We start from the raw sequence: 15,173 nt of genomic DNA on the forward strand, positions 1-15,173 counted from the left end.
TAAGCCCCGCTCAGGCGGTTGCGCCGCGACGCACCAGCGAGAGCACCACGGCCGCGGCCGCGAACATCGCGGCGATGACACGGTTCAGGATGGTCTGCTGCCGAGCGTTGTGCAGCCAGTTCATCAGCCGTCCGGCCAGCCCGGTGTAGAAGCCCATCACCACGATGTCGACGACGATCATCGTCAGCCCGATGGCCAGGTACTGCGGCAGCAGCGGCGCGGACGGCACCACGAACTGCGGCAGTGCCGCCAGGAAGAACACCAGTCCCTTGGGGTTGGTGGCATTGACCAGGAATCCGCGCGCGACCAGGCCGCGGCGGCTGCTGCCGGTCGAAGAACCGAGTTGTTCGCGCAGGTCGCGCGGGGCGGTACGCCACTGACGGATCGCCAGGTACGCCAGGTAGCCCACCCCGAGCCACTTGATCACGGTGAAGGCCAGCGCCGACGCCGCGACGATCGCACCGACGCCGGCCGCGACCAGTGCCAGCTGCAGCATCAGGCCGATCTCCAGGCCGAACACGCTCCACCAGCCGCGCCGCAACCCCTCGGTCATCCCGGTGGCCATCGACTGCACCGCGCCGGGGCCCGGCGCCACGCTGATCACGATCGCCGCACCGAGGAAAGCCAGCCACACCTGCCAGGTCATGGGAAAAGTGTGGCAGGTCCGGTCAACCGGAATTCAGGCGATATCGGCGACGAACACGCCGGACTTGCGGGCCATGAGACGTGCGATGAACGGCAGCGACCGATCCACCGTCCCGGCGGGCAGGACCCGCGGGTTCACCAGGTGCAGATCGTTCCCCGACACCCGGATGTCGGCCTGCCCTGCCGCCAGGACGTTCTTCACCCAGTTCGTCTTGCCGTGGATCAGTCCGATGGCCAGGGTGTTGCCCTTGCGGTAGGACGTGACGGGGGTTTCGTACCGCTTCCCCGAGGTCCGCCCGGTGTGCGTGATCACACTGAGGCCGGGCAGCTTCTTGCTGATCGGCGTCATCAGCGGGTTGATGTACTTGATCTGGAAACTCTCCAGCGCCGGCGGCACCAGCATCGGCACGCCGGAGGCGTTGTTGGGGTGCTCTTTACGTGACGGTGACGCGGACATGATGGCTCCCGAATTCGATTTGGCCTGCTCTGGGACAATAGACCCGTGACGTCACCACGATCCCTCATGACCCGCATCGATCTGCGGGGCGCGGACCTGTCCGCAGCCCGGTTGCGGACGACGCTGCCGCGCGGCGGTGTCGATGTGGACTCGGTGGTCCCGAAGGTCCGTCCGATCGTCGACGACATCGCCGAGCGCGGTGCCGTCGCAGCGCTGGAGTACGGCGAGACGTTCGACGGTGTGCGTCCCGCGACGGTGCGGGTATCAGGCGAGAAACTGCAGGCCGCGCTGGCGGAGCTGGACCCCGACGTGCGCGCCGCCCTCGAGGTCGCGATCGACCGGACCCGGATCGTGCACGCGGATCAGCGCCGCACCGACACCACCACGACGCTGGCCCCGGGCGCGACCGTCACCGAGCGCTGGGTGCCGGTCGAGCGGGTCGGACTGTACGTACCCGGCGGCAACGCCGTCTATCCCTCCAGCGTCGTCATGAACGTGGTGCCGGCCCAGACCGCCGGGGTCGAGTCCCTGGTGATCGCGAGCCCGCCGCAGGCCCAGTTCGGTGGCCTGCCGCACCCGACCATCCTGGCCGCCGCCGCACTGCTGGGCGTCGACGAGGTGTGGGCCGTCGGCGGTGCCCAGGCGGTCGCCCTGCTGGCCTATGGCGGCACCGACACGGACGGGGCCGAACTTGCCCCGGTGGACATGATCACCGGGCCCGGCAACATCTACGTGACCGCCGCCAAGCGCATCTGCCGCTCCCAGGTGGGCATCGACGCCGAGGCCGGTCCCACCGAGATCGCCATCCTGGCCGATCACACCGCCGATCCCAGGCACATCGCCGCCGATCTCATCAGCCAGGCCGAACACGACGAGATGGCCGCCAGCGTGCTGGTCACCGACAGCGTCGCACTCGCTGATGCCTCCGACCGCGAGGTGGTCGCGCAGCTCGAGACCACCACGCACCGCGAGCGGGTCACCGTCGCGCTGACCGGCAGGCAGTCCGCGATCGTGCTGGTGGACGATGTGGACGCCGGAATCAAGGTCGTCAACGCCTACGCGGCCGAACACCTGGAGATCCAGACCGAGGACGCCTCCGCGGTCGCCGGCCGGATTCGTTCGGCGGGCGCGATCTTCGTCGGCGCCTGGTCGCCGGTCAGCCTCGGTGACTACTGCGCCGGTTCCAACCACGTGCTGCCCACCGCCGGGTGTGCGCGCCATTCCAGCGGGCTGTCGGTGCAGACCTTCCTGCGCGGTATCCATGTCGTCGAGTACGACGAGGCCGCACTCAAAGATGTTGCCGGTCATGTGATCACGCTGTCCAAGGCGGAGAACCTGCCGGCGCACGGCGAAGCTGTCCGACGTCGGTTCGAAAGGTGAGCACCATCTCGAAGATCACGCTCGACGACCTGCCGTTGCGGGAGAACCTGCGCGGCAAGACACCGTACGGTGCGCCGCAACTGTCGGTGCCGGTGCGGCTCAACACCAACGAGAACCCGCACCCGCCCACCCAGGCCCTCATCGACGATGTGGCCGAGTCGGTCCGTGACGCCGCGTCCGATCTGCACCGGTATCCCGACCGGGACGCCGTCGCGCTGCGGACCGACCTCGCCACTTACCTGACGGGCCAGACCGGTGTCGAGGTCACCGTCGAGAATGTCTGGGCCGCAAACGGTTCCAACGAAATCCTGCAGCAGATCCTGCAGGCCTTCGGCGGGCCCGGCCGCAGTGCCATGGGGTTCGTGCCGTCCTACTCGATGCACCCGATCATCTCCGACGGCACCCAGACGTCGTGGCTGGAAGCCTCCCGCGCCGGAGATTTCGGTCTGGACACCGATGCCGCGGTCACCGCGGTGGCGGCCGAGTCACCCGATGTGGTGTTTCTGGCCAGCCCGAACAACCCATCGGGACAGAGCGTCTCACTCGACGATCTGCGCCGGGTGCTCGACGCCGCGACCGGCGTGGTGATCGTCGATGAGGCCTACGGCGAGTTCTCCTCGCAGCCCAGCGCGGTGCAGCTGGTCGCCGACTACCCGGCCAAGCTCATCGTCACCCGCACCATGAGCAAGGCCTTCGCCTTCGCCGGCGGCCGGCTGGGCTACCTGATCGCCGATCCCGCGGTCATCGACGCCCTGCTGCTGGTCCGGCTGCCCTATCACCTCTCGGTGCTGACCCAGGCCGCCGCCCGGGCGGCGCTGCGGCACGCCGATGACACCCTGGGCAGCGTCGCCACCCTGATCGCCGAGCGTGAACGCGTCGCCGCGGCGTTGACCGGCCTGGGTTTCCGGGTCATCCCCAGCGATGCCAACTTCGTACTGTTCGGCGGATTCGACGATGCGCCCGCGGTCTGGCAGAGCTACCTGGACGCCGGGGTGCTGATCCGCGATGTCGGCATCCCCGGATACCTGCGCACCACCATCGGCCTGATCGACGAGAACGATCTGCTGCTCGACGTCAGCGCCAAGATCGCCGAGTCCGGCGTCCTCGGTACCGTCTCGACCAGCACAGCCCACATCCAAGGAGCCTCATGACCCGCCGCGCGAAAGTCGAACGCAAGACCAGGGAGTCCGACATCGTCGTGGAGATCGACCTCGACGGCACCGGCAAGGTCGACATCGACACCGGCGTGCCGTTCTTCGATCACATGCTGACCGCGCTGGGCAGCCACGCCAGTTTCGATCTCAGCGTGCAGGCGCGCGGTGACGTCGAGATCGAGGGACACCACACCGTCGAGGACACCGCGATCGTGCTGGGGCAAGCCCTCGGTCAGGCGCTGGGGGACAAGAAGGGCATCCGGCGGTTCGGCGATGCCTACATCCCGATGGACGAGACGCTGGCGCACGCCGCCGTCGACGTCTCCGGCCGGCCCTACTTCGTGCACACCGGCGAACCGGATTACATGGTGGAGTTCACCATTGCCGGATCCAGCACCCCGTACCACACCGTGATCAACCGGCACGTCTTCGAATCGCTGGCCTACAACGCTCGCATCGCGCTGCACGTGCGCACCCTCTACGGCCGCGATCCGCACCACATCACCGAGGCCGAGTACAAGGCCGTGGCTCGCGCGCTGCGCCAGGCCGTGGAATTCGATCCGCGGGTATCCGGGGTGCCGTCCACCAAAGGCACCCTGTAGACGTGGACGGTTCGCGAAAAGTTGTCGTGCTGGACTACGGATCCGGCAATTTGCGTTCGGCGCAGCGCGCCCTGGAGCGCACCGGTGCCGATGTCGAGGTCACCGCGGACGCATCCGCGGCGTTCGAGGCCGACGGTCTGGTGGTCCCCGGTGTCGGGGCCTACGAGGCCTGCATGACGGGCCTGCGCGATATCGGTGGCGAGCAGATCATCGCCAAGCGCCTCGCGGCGGGACGCCCGGTGCTGGGCGTCTGCGTCGGGATGCAGATCCTGTTCACCCGCGGGGTCGAGTTCGGTGTCCAGACCGACGGCTGCGCCCAGTGGCCGGGTGCGGTGACCCGGCTCGATGCGCCGGTCATTCCGCACATGGGCTGGAACGTCGTCGACGCACCCGCCGAGAGCACCCTGTTCCGTGGTCTCGACGCCGACACCCGGTTCTACTTCGTGCATTCCTACGCGGCGCAGACCTGGGAGGGTGACGCCGATGCGCGGCTGACCTGGGCGACGCACCAGGTGCCGTTCCTGGCCGCGGTGGAGAACGGGCCGCTGGCGGCCACCCAGTTCCACCCCGAGAAGAGCGGCGACGCCGGTGCGGCGCTGCTGCGCAATTGGGTCGAGAGCCTCGGCTGACGAGGCAAGTAAGGTAACCGCACGTGTCCCTAATTCTTCTTCCCGCCGTCGACGTCGTCGAGGGCCGCGCCGTACGCCTGGTTCAAGGCGTCGCCGGCAGTGAAACCGAGTACGGCTCCGCCCTGGACGCCGCGCTGGGCTGGCAGCGCGACGGTGCCGAATGGATCCATCTGGTCGATCTGGACGCCGCGTTCGGGCGCGGTTCCAACCGCGAACTGCTCGCCGACGTGGTCGGGCAACTCGATGTCGCGGTGGAGCTGTCCGGCGGTATCCGTGACGACGAGACGCTGAAGGCCGCGCTGGCCACCGGATGCCGGCGGGTCAACCTCGGCACCGCGGCCCTGGAGAACCCGCAGTGGTGCGCCGCAGCGATCGCCGAGCACGGCGACAAGGTGGCCGTCGGGCTGGACGTGAAGCTGGAGAACGGCGACTACCGGCTGCGTGGCCGCGGCTGGGAGACCGATGGCGGTGACCTCTGGCCGGTGCTGGAACGTCTTGTCGGCGAAGGCTGCTCGCGCTTCGTGGTCACCGACGTCACCAAGGACGGCACCCTCAACGGGCCGAACCTGGAACTGCTGGCCTCGGTGACCGAGCGCACCGACGCACCGGTGATCGCCTCCGGCGGGGTGTCCAGCCTGGACGACCTGCGGGCCATCGCCACCCTGACCGACCGGGGCGTCGAGGGAGCCATCGTCGGGAAGGCGCTGTACGCCGGGCGGTTCACGCTGCCCGAGGCGCTCAGCGCGGTCAGCGGCTGATGGTCGAGCCCGGGAAGCTCGCCGCTCTGCTCGCGACCGCCGCAGAAGTCCTCGACGACGTGTCGGCGGCGTTCATCGACGGACACCGGGCCGATTCCGCAGTCCGCAAGCAGGGCAACGATTTCGCGACCGAAGTGGATCTGGCCATCGAACGACGCGTGGTGGCGGCCCTCACCGAACAGACCGGTATCGGGGTGCACGGCGAGGAGTTCGGCGGAGCCCCCATCGATTCCGAGCTGGTGTGGGTGCTCGACCCGATCGACGGCACCTTCAACTACGCCGCGGGTTCGCCGATGGCCGCCATCCTGCTCGGCCTGCTTGCCGACGGTGAGCCGGTCGGCGGGCTGACCTGGCTGCCGTTCACCGGCAACCGCTACATCGCGGCGGCCGGTGGGCCCGTGCGGGACAACGGAACCGAGCTTCCCGCCCTGAAGCAGTCCACCCTGACCGACTCGATCGTCGGCATCCAGACCTACAACATCGACTCACGTGGCCGGTTCCCCGGCCGCTACCGGGCCGAGGTGCTGGCCAACCTGAGCCGGGTTTCGTCCCGGGTGCGCATGCACGGCGCCACCGGCGTCGACCTGGCCTACGTCGCCGCCGGAGTGCTCGGCGGCGCGATCAGCTTCGGGCACCACATCTGGGATCACGCGGCCGGGGTGGCGCTGGTGCGCGCCGCCGGCGGCATCGTCACCGATCTGGCCGGGCAACCGTGGACGGCCGAATCGAAGTCGGCGCTGGCCGGCGCGCCGGGCATCCACGAGCAGATTCTGGCACTGGTGGCCGCCGCGGGTTCCCCGGAGGATTACTGAGATGGGTGTGGCGGTCAGGGTCATTCCGTGCCTGGACGTCGATGACGGCCGCGTCGTCAAAGGCGTGAATTTCGAGAACCTCAGGGATGCGGGCGATCCCGTCGAGCTGGCGGCCGCCTATGACGCCGCGGGCGCCGATGAGCTGACCTTCCTGGACGTCACCGCCTCCTCGGCGGGACGCTCCACCATGCTCGAGGTGGTGCGCCGCACCGCCGAGCAGGTGTTCATCCCGCTCACCGTCGGCGGCGGGGTGCGCTCGGTGGCCGATGTGGACACCTTGCTGCGCGCCGGTGCCGACAAGGTGTCGGTGAACACCGCCGCGATCGCGCGACCGGGACTGCTGGCCGAGCTCTCCAGGCAGTTCGGTTCCCAGTGCATCGTGCTGAGCGTGGATGCCCGCACGGTCCCCGCCGGGTCCGAACCGACCCCGTCGGGCTGGGAGGTCACCACCCACGGCGGCCGTCGCGGCACCGGGATCGATGCCGTCGAATGGGCCCGCCGCGGAGCCGAACTCGGGGTGGGAGAGATCCTGCTGAACTCGATGGACGCCGACGGCACCAAGGCCGGTTTCGATCTGCCGATGCTGCACGCGGTCCGCGCCGCGGTCACCGTGCCGGTGATCGCCAGCGGCGGCGCGGGCGCGGTGGGCGATTTCGCACCGGCCGTGCAGGCCGGGGCCGATGCGGTGCTGGCCGCCAGCGTGTTCCACTTCGGTGAGCTCACCATCGGCGAGGTGAAGGCCGCCATGGCCGCCGACGGGATAGAGGTCCGATGATGTCACTTGACCCCGCCATCTCGGCCCGCCTGAAACGCAACGAGGCCGGTCTGTTCACCGCGGTGGTGCAGGAACACGGCAGCGGCGATGTGCTGATGGTCGCCTGGATGGACGACGACGCGCTGGCCCGGACCCTGGAAACCCGCGAGGCGACCTACTTCTCGCGTTCGCGTGGCGAACAGTGGATCAAGGGCGCCACCTCCGGGCACACCCAGCACGTGCATTCGGTCCGGCTGGACTGCGACGGCGACAGCATCCTGCTCGTGGTCGATCAGGTCGGCGGAGCCTGCCACACCGGTGATCACAGCTGCTTCGACGCCGACCTGCTGCTGCCGTCCGAAAAGTAGGAAAGTCGAGTACCGCGGTACTCCATGGCCTGATCCGTCGCACCTCGACAATGGGTCATGTCCGAATCGACGCCTCGTAGGGATGCGATTCTCACCGCGCCGGCCGCGCTGGCCGCCTGGTGGGGTGCGGCCACGGCCTTGACCGCCCTGTCGATGCGGGGCTTTCCGCAGCGGTTCAGCGTTCCGGTGATCGTGCTGGCGGCCTTTGCCGCCGCAGTGCTGATCGTGCTGGTGCTGCGGCGACAGCCGCTGAACAATTGGACCCGGGTGAGCGCCTACCTGTGCGCGTTCACGGCCACCCAGGCGGCCTGGGTGTTCGTCGCGCTCGACGAGCTGACCGCGGGTGCGCCGTATTCGCCTCCGCCGATGCGTCTCTGGGACCTGATGGTGATGGTCTTCGGCGGTCCGGCGCTGGCGGTGTGGACCTTCTTCGTGATCAGAACGTGGGTGTCGCGCGACGAGCCGGTGCCGGCCAGGGCGGGCTTTCGTGGTTGGTGGCGCGGTCTGAGCCTGGGCTGTGCGGCGGCGCTGGCCTTCCTGGTGGTGTTGATCGCCGCCAATCTCACCAAGCACACGTTGATCGGGGTACTCGAGGTGCCCGACGTGGATTACCCGCTCGGTGCGCAGGGCGCCGAGCAGTGGTTCCTCACGGCCGTCGAGGTCGGCTTGGCGGGTGTCGCCGAGGAGCCGGTGTTCGTCGGTGCGGCAGTGCTGTTGTGGCCGCGGCTGACATTGCCGAACTTTCTGGCAGCGCTCTGGTTGAGCTCGCTGGCACGCGCCGGTATCCATCTCTATTACGCGGCGGGCGCCGGAGCCGACACTGCCGCCGCCGTGGGAGTCGTAATCCTCTGGTGCACAATCTGGTCCGGGTTCAGCCTCTTCCTGGTGTACTGCACCCGCAGGCTCTGGCCGGTGATACTCGCGCACGGACTGCAGAACGTCATGACGGTCGTGTCGGCGCTGTTGCTCGTGCCGAACCCGCGTCCGGGTGAGCAGCTGGTGGGCGGCTACCTCGCCATCGCGGTCGTGGGGGTGCTGGCACTGCTGCTGATCGGCACACTGAGCTTTTTCATCCTGGCGGTGCGGCGGATCTGGTTCGAGCGGTTCGCGCGCCGGCCGCTGCTGGAACCTCAAGTGCGCGGCCCGGTCTCCGAGGCGACCGTGAGCAGCTGATACCGCACTCGGTGACCGCCATGGCGTGGTCATGCGCCGAGTTGTCGGTGCCGTCGTCCACAATGACCGGGTGCAGAACGACCCGGCGATCGATACCGCCGCCACCCGCAAGGCGCGTGGTGCGTTCTTCACCCCTCCGCAGATCACCCGGTACCTGGCCGACTGGGCGGTGCGCTCACCCGAGGACGCGGTGTTCGAACCGTCGGCCGGTGATGCCGCCTTCCTGGTCGCGGCCACCGAGCGGTTACGCCGCCTGGGCGCCGACCACCCGGATCTCGACGGTGTGGAGATCCATCCTGCCAGCGTCGCGACCGCGCGGCGCCGGGTGGCCGAGGCCGGTGGCAGGGCACGGGTCCGCACCGCGGACTTCTTCGACATCCCGCCCAAACCCACCTATTCGGCGGTGCTGGGCAACCCGCCCTATATCCGTTATCAGGATTTCCGCGGGACCCAGCGGGCCCAGTCCCGGCGCGCGGCGCTCAAGGCCGGCGTCACGTTGTCCGCGCTGGCCTCCAGCTGGGCTGCCTTCACCGTGCACGCCGCGTTGTTCCTGCGTCCCGGCGGGCGGATGGCGCTGGTGCTGCCCGCCGAGCTGCTCAGCGTCAATTACGCCGCCGCGGTGCGCAAGTTCCTGTTCGACCGGTTCGCCAGCGTGGAACTGGTGATGTTCGACGAGCAGGTCTTCCCGGGGGCCGAGGCCGATGTGGTGCTGCTGCTGGCCGACGGTTTCGGGGCGGGACCGTCCGGGCATGCCGTCATCCACCGGGCCCGCAATGCCGAATCTCTGACTTCCGAACTGGTGCAACGGCATTGGTCTCCGGTCGATCCGGCAGACAAGTGGGTCAGCGGCCTCATCGGCAACCGGCCCGTCGAGATTCTGCACGGCCTGCACGACGATGGCCGGTTCAGCACGCTCGAAGACTGGGGTGACACCACGCTGGGCATGGTGACCGGCAACAACGGTTTCTTCGCGCTGTCCCCGGCCCGGGTGGCCGAGCTCGGGCTGCGCCCGTCCGATCTGCTCAGCCTGTCCCCGCCGGGAAGCGCGCACCTGCGCGGGCTGACCTTGTCGACGAACCAGCTCGCGGCGCTGGGTGCCGACGGACGTTCGGTGCACCTGTTCCGGCCCACCGGGCGGCTCTCGGCCCCGGCGCAGCGTTACGTCGAGGCCGGCCATGCCGCCGGGGTGCACCTCGCCTACAAATGCCGGGTCCGCACGCCCTGGTACCAGGTGCCGCTGGTGAAACCCGCCGACCTGTTACTGACGTGCATGAATGCGGACACCCCTCGGTTGGTCACCAACCGGGCCGCCGCGCATCACCTCAATTCGGTGCACGGGGTGTACCTGCGCGACGAGGTGGCCGCACTGGGCCGCGATCTGTTGCCGCTGGCCGCACTGAACTCGGTGACCGTGCTGCACGCGGAGATGGTGGGCCGTGCCTACGGCGGCGGTGTGCTGAAAATCGAACCGCGCGAAGCGGATCGCTGGCTGGTGCCCGCCCCGGAGCTGATCGCCCCCCGCGCCACCGAACTGCGGGCCGCCCGGCGCACCGTGGCCGCGCTGCTGGCCCGCGGCAGGCTGCTCGATGCCGTCGGCGTCATCGACGAAGCGCTGGACCTGGACACCGACCTGGAATCGGTTCAGGCCGCGCGCCATTCGCTGGCCTCCAGAAGGGCGGTAAGGTCGCGGCGTGCCCGCTGAGCCTTCCACCAAAGCCACCGCGTGGGCCATCTTCGACCGGATCGTCGCCGACGCCGCGCCCGCCGGGGTGCACACCAACCCGTGGCTGCGGGTCGCCGACACGCTGACCTTCCGTCCCGACTTCAAGGTGCTGCGCAAACTGCTCGGGGTGCCGCTGTATCTGGACGCGCCGTCGACCACCGGGGTGCCCGCGCTGGCCCTGGACGTGTGGATGTCCTACGAGCTGCGCCGCGCCGGCTTCGAACCGGATGCGGTGTGGCCGCGGCCCACCGACCCGCGCATCATGCCGGGCGCGATCGCCAGTCTGCTCGAGGCGCTGCCGCAGCGGGAACGTCAGCTCATCGAGGCGCGGCTCGGGCGCTCCATGAAGGGCACCGTCGGTTCCAGTGCCAGCGTGCTCGGCAAGCACTACATGAAGCAGGTCGACGTGGTCATGTCGGACTGGGATACCGGACCGGAGTTGTTGATCAGCACCAAGCGGATGGATTCCAGCTTCGGCAAGAACGCCGCCAACCGCGTCGAGGAGAGCTACGGAGACGCCAAGAACCTGCGGCTGCGCCACCCGCTGGCGGCGCTGGGTTTCGTCTACGGGCTGCGGTCGACCATCCTGACCTCCGAACCGGACAAGGCCGAATGGCTGATCGACCTGCTGGGCAAGCTGGGCACCGAGGACGACGCCTATCACGCCACCGCACTGGTCATGATCGATTACGAGGCCGAGGGCGTCGAGTCCCCCGAGGACGAGGTGGACAGCGTCGAAAAGGCAGAATCGGAAATGCTTTTCGAGATCGTCGACGTGGCCACCGCCGCGGTCGACGAGGCGCTCGCGGCGCTGCCCGACATCGCGATCCGCCACGATGTGGTGCCACCGCAACTGCAGCCGGCCAGGTTCCTGGCCATCATGGCCAACCGTGTCATCGACACCTCGCCGGTGACCCGACACCGGGAGGCGCGCCGCCGCCGCGACCAGGCGCCGGTCGGTTAGATCATCCGCGAGCTGGCTTTCGCCCGTGCGCTCCACCGGCCGTCGGCGAAACCCACCGTCACCGGATGCCGGAACGCGTCGCTGACATGCTCGGTGGTGACGGTGCTCCGCGCCGGTCCGATGGCCACCGTGCGGCCCTCACCGATCAGCAGCGCATGGGTGGTGCTGGTGGGCAGTTCCTCCAGGTGATGGGTCACCAGGATCGACGCCATCTCGGGATGTGTGACATCCAGGGTGTCAATGGTTTCCAACAGTTGCTCGCGGGCGGCCACATCCAGGCCGGTGCTGGGTTCGTCGAGAAGCAGCAGCTGCGGTTCGGCGATCAGGGCGCGCGCGATCAACGACCGTCCGCGCTCGCCCTGCGACAGTGTCGGCCAGGTGGCGTCGGCGCGCGCCGACAGTCCGACGGTGTCGATCAGTTCATCGGCCCGGCGCACCTGCTCGGGGCTGGGGGTCCAGCGTGCCGCGGTGTCGACGGTGGCAGTGAATCCGGTGAGCACCACCTCGCGCACCGTCAGCGGGTATTGCAGCCGGTGCCGCGGATTGACGTGCCCGATGGATCGGCGCAACACGGACAGGTCGGTGCGCCCCATCTGGCCGCCCAGGATGCGCACGGTGCCGCTGCTCGGAAACGTCACCGCCGCACAGAAACCCAGCAGCGTGCTCTTACCGGCGCCGTTGGGTCCCAGCAGCGCCCAATGTTCGCCGGCCTGCACCGTCAACGAGATGCCGTCGATGATCTGCTTGCCGTCGCGACGGAAGGTGACATCGGTGATCTCCAGGACGGGGGTCATGAGAAGGACTCCTTGAGTGCGCTCAGGTGGGTGCGGCTGGCCGCGGCCGCCGCAGCGGGGGATCGGGCGGCGATGGCGGCGGCCAGTTCCTGGTGACAGGCGTGGTCAGCGGCTTCGCTGGCCACCGGTGCGATCTTGAGCATGTCGATCATGGCGGTGCGCAGTCGCGGCAGGAAGGCATCGAAGAGTCCGGAGAGCACGTCGTTGTGCGCGGCGGCGATCACCGCGCGGTGAAACGCCATATCGGCGTCCACGTGTGCGGGCACCGACTGACCCCGGACGCCGCGGGCGGCCAGCGTGCGCCGGATGTCGCGCAGGTCCGCGGGGGTGCGGCGGGTGGCGGCCAGCGCCGCAGCCTCGGCCTCGATGGCGATGCGGGCCTCGATGACCGCGGCGATCGTGGTGYGCCGCAGCACGGCATCCCAGTCCTCGGTGGCATCTACTGCGGTGACGAACACCCCCGCACCCTGCCGGCTTTCCAGGACCCCCCGGCCGGCGAGTTCGCGGATGGCTTCACGCAGGGTGGAGCGTCCGACGCCGAGTTGGGCGGCCAGCGTGGTCTCGCCGGGGATTCGGTGCCCGAGCGGCCACTCGCCGTCGCGGATGCGGGTCAGCAGCAGTTCCGCGGCCTGGGCCGCCAGCGGGTGGCGTTGGACCTGAGCGGCCATCGTGACCCCAACCTCTCTACTTGTCTGAGGAGTTGAGGTACAGTCTAGCCATCATGACGCGCCAGCTTCTCCTTCGCCGCCTCGGCAGGGCCTGACCGACCGGCCCCCTGTCGTGGGGCCACGTCGTGCCGGTCGGATTTTCATCGACCGAATGGGAAGCAATCGTGAACTGGAATCGTCAACAACGCTCACCGATGCCGTGGCACCGATACGCCGGCGTCTACGACCGGGTGGAAGTGCCTCTGCGACAACGCCACTGGCCCGATGCCCGGCTCACCGAGGCGCCGCTGTGGGTGCCGGTGGACCTGCGCGACGGCAATCAGGCACTGGCCGAACCGATGGATCCCGCCCGCAAGAGGCGGTTCTTCGAACTGCTGGTGAGCATGGGCTACAAGGAGATCGAGGTCGGTTACCCGTCGGCGTCGCAGACCGACTATGACTTCGTCCGGCTCATCGCCGGATCCGACATCGCGCCGGCCGATGTCACCATCGTGGTCTTCACCCCGGCCCGGCGCGACCTCATCGAACGCACCCTGCAGTCTGTGCGCGGTATCGGCAATGACGTGGTCATCCACCTGTACACCGCCACCGCGCCGGTGTGGCGGAACACGGTGCTGGGCAAGGACCGCGACGACCTGCGTGAGCTGATCACCGCCGGCGGCCGCGATGTGCTCGAATTCGCCGGCGACCGGCCCAACATCCGGTTCGAGTTCTCCCCGGAGGTCTTCAACCTCACCGAACCCGACTATGTGCTGGAGATCTGCGATGCCATGACCGGTCTGTGGGATGCGACACCGCAGCGACCGGTGATCCTGAACCTGCCGGCCACCGTCGAAGTGGCCACCCCGAACGTCTACGCCGATCAGATCGAATACATGCACCGCAATATCGCCCGCCGCGACAGCGTCATCCTGTCGGTGCACCTGCACAACGACCGCGGCACCGGGGTCGCCTGCGCCGAACTGGCGGTGCTGGCCGGCGCCCAGCGGGTGGAGGGCTGCGTGTTCGGCAACGGCGAACGCACCGGCAACGTCGACATCGCCACCCTGGCACTCAATCTGTACGCCCAGGGGGTGGACCCGAAGATCGACTTCTCCGATATCGACGCGATCGCCCGCACCGTCGCGCACTGCACCCGGATGCCGATTCACGAACGGCACCCCTACGTGGGCGATCTGGTGCACACCGCGTTCTCCGGCACACACCAGGACGCCATCAAGAAGGGGCTGGCCGAGCATCGCGACCGGGCCGCCGGGGCCGGTCGAGCGGAGAACGAAATCGACTGGCGGGTACCGTATCTGCCCATCGACCCGGCCGATATCGGCCGTACCTACGACGCGGTGATCCGGGTCAATTCACAGTCCGGCAAAGGCGGCATCGCCTATCTGCTGCACGCCGACCACGGGCTGGAACTGCCGCGGCGGCTGCAGATCGACTTCGCCCGGCGCGTGCAGGCGCACACCGACGACAGCGGCGCCGAGATCGGCGCGGCCGAACTGTACGAGCTGTTCGAGGCGACCTACCTGAGCTCCGAAGGTCCGGTGCAGCTGAAGGGCTGGCACACCGGCAGCGACGAGGTCACCGAGATCAGCCTCATCGTCGACGGGGGCGTCCACACCAGCTCGCACCGCGACATCGGACCCGTCGAGGCGCTCGTCCGGGCGCTGGCCGCGGCCGGGCATCCGGTGGAGATCCTCGGCCTGACCCAGCAGTCGATCGGCGCCACCGCCATCACCTATCTGGAGGCGCGGTCCGGGTGGGCGTGCGGGCGCAGCGATTCGGTGCTGGGCGCCTCGATGGCGGCGGTGCTGCGGGCGGTCAACGCGCCCTGAGCACCTCGAGCGCCTTGTCGGCGTGGGTGTCCATGCTGAACTCGCTGGAGATGACCTCGAGCACGGTGCGGTCGGTGTCGATCACGAACGTCGTCCGCTTGACCGGCATCAGCTTGCCGAGCAGACCACGCTTGACCCCGAACTCGGTGGCGATCTTCCCGTCGGCGTCCGAGAGCAGCGGGTAGTCGAAACGCTGCTGATCGGCGAACTTGGCCTGCTTCTCCACCGCGTCGGTGCTGATACCCACCCGGGATGCGCCCACGGCGGCGAACTCGGCGGCCAGGTCACGGAAGTGGCAGGCCTCCTTGGTGCAACCGGGTGTCATCGCGGCGGGGTAGAAGAACAGCACCACCGGTCCGTCGGTGAGCAGCGCGGACAGGCTGCGCCTGGTGCCGGTCTGGTCGGGCAGTTCGAACTCGGCCACGCGGTCACCGGTCTTGATTAGCGTCACGGCTGCCCA

The 15,173-nt window shown here is 68.9% G+C and carries 17 protein-coding genes; 12 read left to right on the plus strand and 5 right to left on the minus strand.

From position 1 onward, the window contains the following. Window positions 1–10: 10 nt before the first annotated feature. Complete coding sequence (locus tag AC1DTF_RS00270; protein WP_477472595.1) at window positions 11–646, minus strand: LysE family transporter; 636 nt, start codon at window positions 644–646, stop codon at window positions 11–13. Window positions 647–679: 33 nt separating this feature from the next. After that, window positions 680–1,102: a nitroreductase family deazaflavin-dependent oxidoreductase gene (locus tag AC1DTF_RS00275; RefSeq protein ID WP_477472596.1), complete on the minus strand. Its 423-nt coding sequence runs from the start codon at window positions 1,100–1,102 to the stop codon at window positions 680–682. 66 nt (window positions 1,103–1,168) lie between these two features. Between AC1DTF_RS00275 and hisD the strand changes: the two genes are divergently transcribed. Genes hisD through AC1DTF_RS00330 form a run of 11 tightly spaced genes read left to right on the plus strand, consistent with a single transcriptional unit; the run spans window position 1,169 to window position 11,419 of the window. Then, entirely contained in the window at window positions 1,169–2,482 is a 1,314-nt protein-coding gene (gene hisD, locus AC1DTF_RS00280) for a histidinol dehydrogenase (protein ID WP_057165190.1), read from the plus strand. Continuing rightward, window positions 2,479–3,633 (plus strand): histidinol-phosphate transaminase, encoded by a 1,155-nt coding sequence (locus AC1DTF_RS00285; RefSeq protein WP_477472597.1) that lies wholly within the window; start codon window positions 2,479–2,481, stop codon window positions 3,631–3,633. The genes hisD and AC1DTF_RS00285 overlap by 4 nt, the downstream gene beginning before the upstream one ends. Further along, on the plus strand, window positions 3,630–4,238 hold the full coding sequence (hisB, locus tag AC1DTF_RS00290; RefSeq protein ID WP_057165192.1) for an imidazoleglycerol-phosphate dehydratase HisB: 609 nt from the start codon (window positions 3,630–3,632) through the stop codon (window positions 4,236–4,238). The genes AC1DTF_RS00285 and hisB overlap by 4 nt, the downstream gene beginning before the upstream one ends. A gap of 2 nt (window positions 4,239–4,240) precedes the next feature. Further along, window positions 4,241–4,867, plus strand: a complete 627-nt coding sequence (gene hisH / locus AC1DTF_RS00295; protein WP_477472598.1) for an imidazole glycerol phosphate synthase subunit HisH — start codon at window positions 4,241–4,243, stop codon at window positions 4,865–4,867. A gap of 23 nt (window positions 4,868–4,890) precedes the next feature. Further along, the gene (gene priA / locus AC1DTF_RS00300) at window positions 4,891–5,625 is read left to right on the plus strand and encodes a bifunctional 1-(5-phosphoribosyl)-5-((5-phosphoribosylamino)methylideneamino)imidazole-4-carboxamide isomerase/phosphoribosylanthranilate isomerase PriA (protein ID WP_057165194.1); all 735 of its coding nucleotides are present in this window, start codon (window positions 4,891–4,893) and stop codon (window positions 5,623–5,625) included. Next, the gene (locus AC1DTF_RS00305) at window positions 5,625–6,437 is read left to right on the plus strand and encodes an inositol monophosphatase family protein (protein WP_057165195.1); all 813 of its coding nucleotides are present in this window, start codon (window positions 5,625–5,627) and stop codon (window positions 6,435–6,437) included. The genes priA and AC1DTF_RS00305 overlap by 1 nt, the downstream gene beginning before the upstream one ends. A 1-nt stretch (window position 6,438) precedes the next feature. Then, window positions 6,439–7,212 (plus strand): imidazole glycerol phosphate synthase subunit HisF, encoded by a 774-nt coding sequence (gene hisF / locus AC1DTF_RS00310; protein WP_057165196.1) that lies wholly within the window; start codon window positions 6,439–6,441, stop codon window positions 7,210–7,212. Further along, window positions 7,212–7,559 carry a phosphoribosyl-AMP cyclohydrolase gene (gene hisI, locus AC1DTF_RS00315; protein WP_477472686.1) on the plus strand — a complete coding sequence of 116 codons (348 nt, stop codon included), beginning with the start codon at window positions 7,212–7,214 and terminating at the stop codon, window positions 7,557–7,559. The genes hisF and hisI overlap by 1 nt, the downstream gene beginning before the upstream one ends. 57 nt (window positions 7,560–7,616) lie before the next feature. After that, window positions 7,617–8,732, plus strand: a complete 1,116-nt coding sequence (locus AC1DTF_RS00320; protein ID WP_477472599.1) for a CPBP family intramembrane glutamic endopeptidase — start codon at window positions 7,617–7,619, stop codon at window positions 8,730–8,732. Window positions 8,733–8,763: 31 nt separating this feature from the next. Continuing rightward, window positions 8,764–10,434: an HsdM family class I SAM-dependent methyltransferase gene (locus AC1DTF_RS00325; protein ID WP_477472600.1), complete on the plus strand. Its 1,671-nt coding sequence runs from the start codon at window positions 8,764–8,766 to the stop codon at window positions 10,432–10,434. Continuing rightward, window positions 10,424–11,419 carry a hypothetical protein gene (locus AC1DTF_RS00330; RefSeq protein WP_477472601.1) on the plus strand — a complete coding sequence of 332 codons (996 nt, stop codon included), beginning with the start codon at window positions 10,424–10,426 and terminating at the stop codon, window positions 11,417–11,419. The genes AC1DTF_RS00325 and AC1DTF_RS00330 overlap by 11 nt, the downstream gene beginning before the upstream one ends. Here the strand turns inward: AC1DTF_RS00330 and AC1DTF_RS00335 are convergent. Beyond that, entirely contained in the window at window positions 11,416–12,213 is a 798-nt protein-coding gene (locus tag AC1DTF_RS00335) for an ABC transporter ATP-binding protein (RefSeq protein WP_477472602.1), read from the minus strand. The genes AC1DTF_RS00330 and AC1DTF_RS00335 overlap by 4 nt on opposite strands. Then, window positions 12,210–12,881: a FadR/GntR family transcriptional regulator gene (locus AC1DTF_RS00340; RefSeq protein WP_477472603.1), complete on the minus strand. Its 672-nt coding sequence runs from the start codon at window positions 12,879–12,881 to the stop codon at window positions 12,210–12,212. The genes AC1DTF_RS00335 and AC1DTF_RS00340 overlap by 4 nt, the downstream gene beginning before the upstream one ends. Before the next feature lie 194 nt (window positions 12,882–13,075). On the opposite strand from AC1DTF_RS00340, the gene AC1DTF_RS00345 reads away from it, so the two are divergent. Next, the gene (locus tag AC1DTF_RS00345) at window positions 13,076–14,713 is read left to right on the plus strand and encodes a 2-isopropylmalate synthase (protein ID WP_477472687.1); all 1,638 of its coding nucleotides are present in this window, start codon (window positions 13,076–13,078) and stop codon (window positions 14,711–14,713) included. Here the strand turns inward: AC1DTF_RS00345 and AC1DTF_RS00350 are convergent. Next, window positions 14,700–15,155: a peroxiredoxin gene (locus tag AC1DTF_RS00350; RefSeq protein WP_477472688.1), complete on the minus strand. Its 456-nt coding sequence runs from the start codon at window positions 15,153–15,155 to the stop codon at window positions 14,700–14,702. The genes AC1DTF_RS00345 and AC1DTF_RS00350 overlap by 14 nt on opposite strands. Window positions 15,156–15,173 lie beyond the last annotated feature (18 nt).

This window comes from Mycobacterium sp. P4_H6, from assembly GCF_056400845.1.

Bases quoted from the DNA above. Each gene is read 5' to 3' on its own strand.
- AC1DTF_RS00320 (WP_477472599.1), top strand. From the start codon at position 7,617: ATGTCCGAATCGACGCCTCGTAGGGATGCGATTCTCACCGCGCCGGCC.
- AC1DTF_RS00325 (WP_477472600.1), top strand. From the start codon at position 8,764: ATGCGCCGAGTTGTCGGTGCCGTCGTCCACAATGACCGGGTGCAGAAC.
- AC1DTF_RS00335 (WP_477472602.1), bottom strand. From the start codon at position 12,213: ATGACCCCCGTCCTGGAGATCACCGATGTCACCTTCCGTCGCGACGGC.
- hisB (WP_057165192.1), top strand. From the start codon at position 3,630: ATGACCCGCCGCGCGAAAGTCGAACGCAAGACCAGGGAGTCCGACATC.
- hisF (WP_057165196.1), top strand. From the start codon at position 6,439: ATGGGTGTGGCGGTCAGGGTCATTCCGTGCCTGGACGTCGATGACGGC.
- AC1DTF_RS00275 (WP_477472596.1), bottom strand. From the start codon at position 1,102: ATGTCCGCGTCACCGTCACGTAAAGAGCACCCCAACAACGCCTCCGGC.
- hisD (WP_057165190.1), top strand. From the start codon at position 1,169: ATGACCCGCATCGATCTGCGGGGCGCGGACCTGTCCGCAGCCCGGTTG.
- hisI (WP_477472686.1), top strand. From the start codon at position 7,212: ATGTCACTTGACCCCGCCATCTCGGCCCGCCTGAAACGCAACGAGGCC.
- AC1DTF_RS00305 (WP_057165195.1), top strand. From the start codon at position 5,625: ATGGTCGAGCCCGGGAAGCTCGCCGCTCTGCTCGCGACCGCCGCAGAA.
- AC1DTF_RS00345 (WP_477472687.1), top strand. From the start codon at position 13,076: ATGCCGTGGCACCGATACGCCGGCGTCTACGACCGGGTGGAAGTGCCT.
- AC1DTF_RS00270 (WP_477472595.1), bottom strand. From the start codon at position 646: ATGACCTGGCAGGTGTGGCTGGCTTTCCTCGGTGCGGCGATCGTGATC.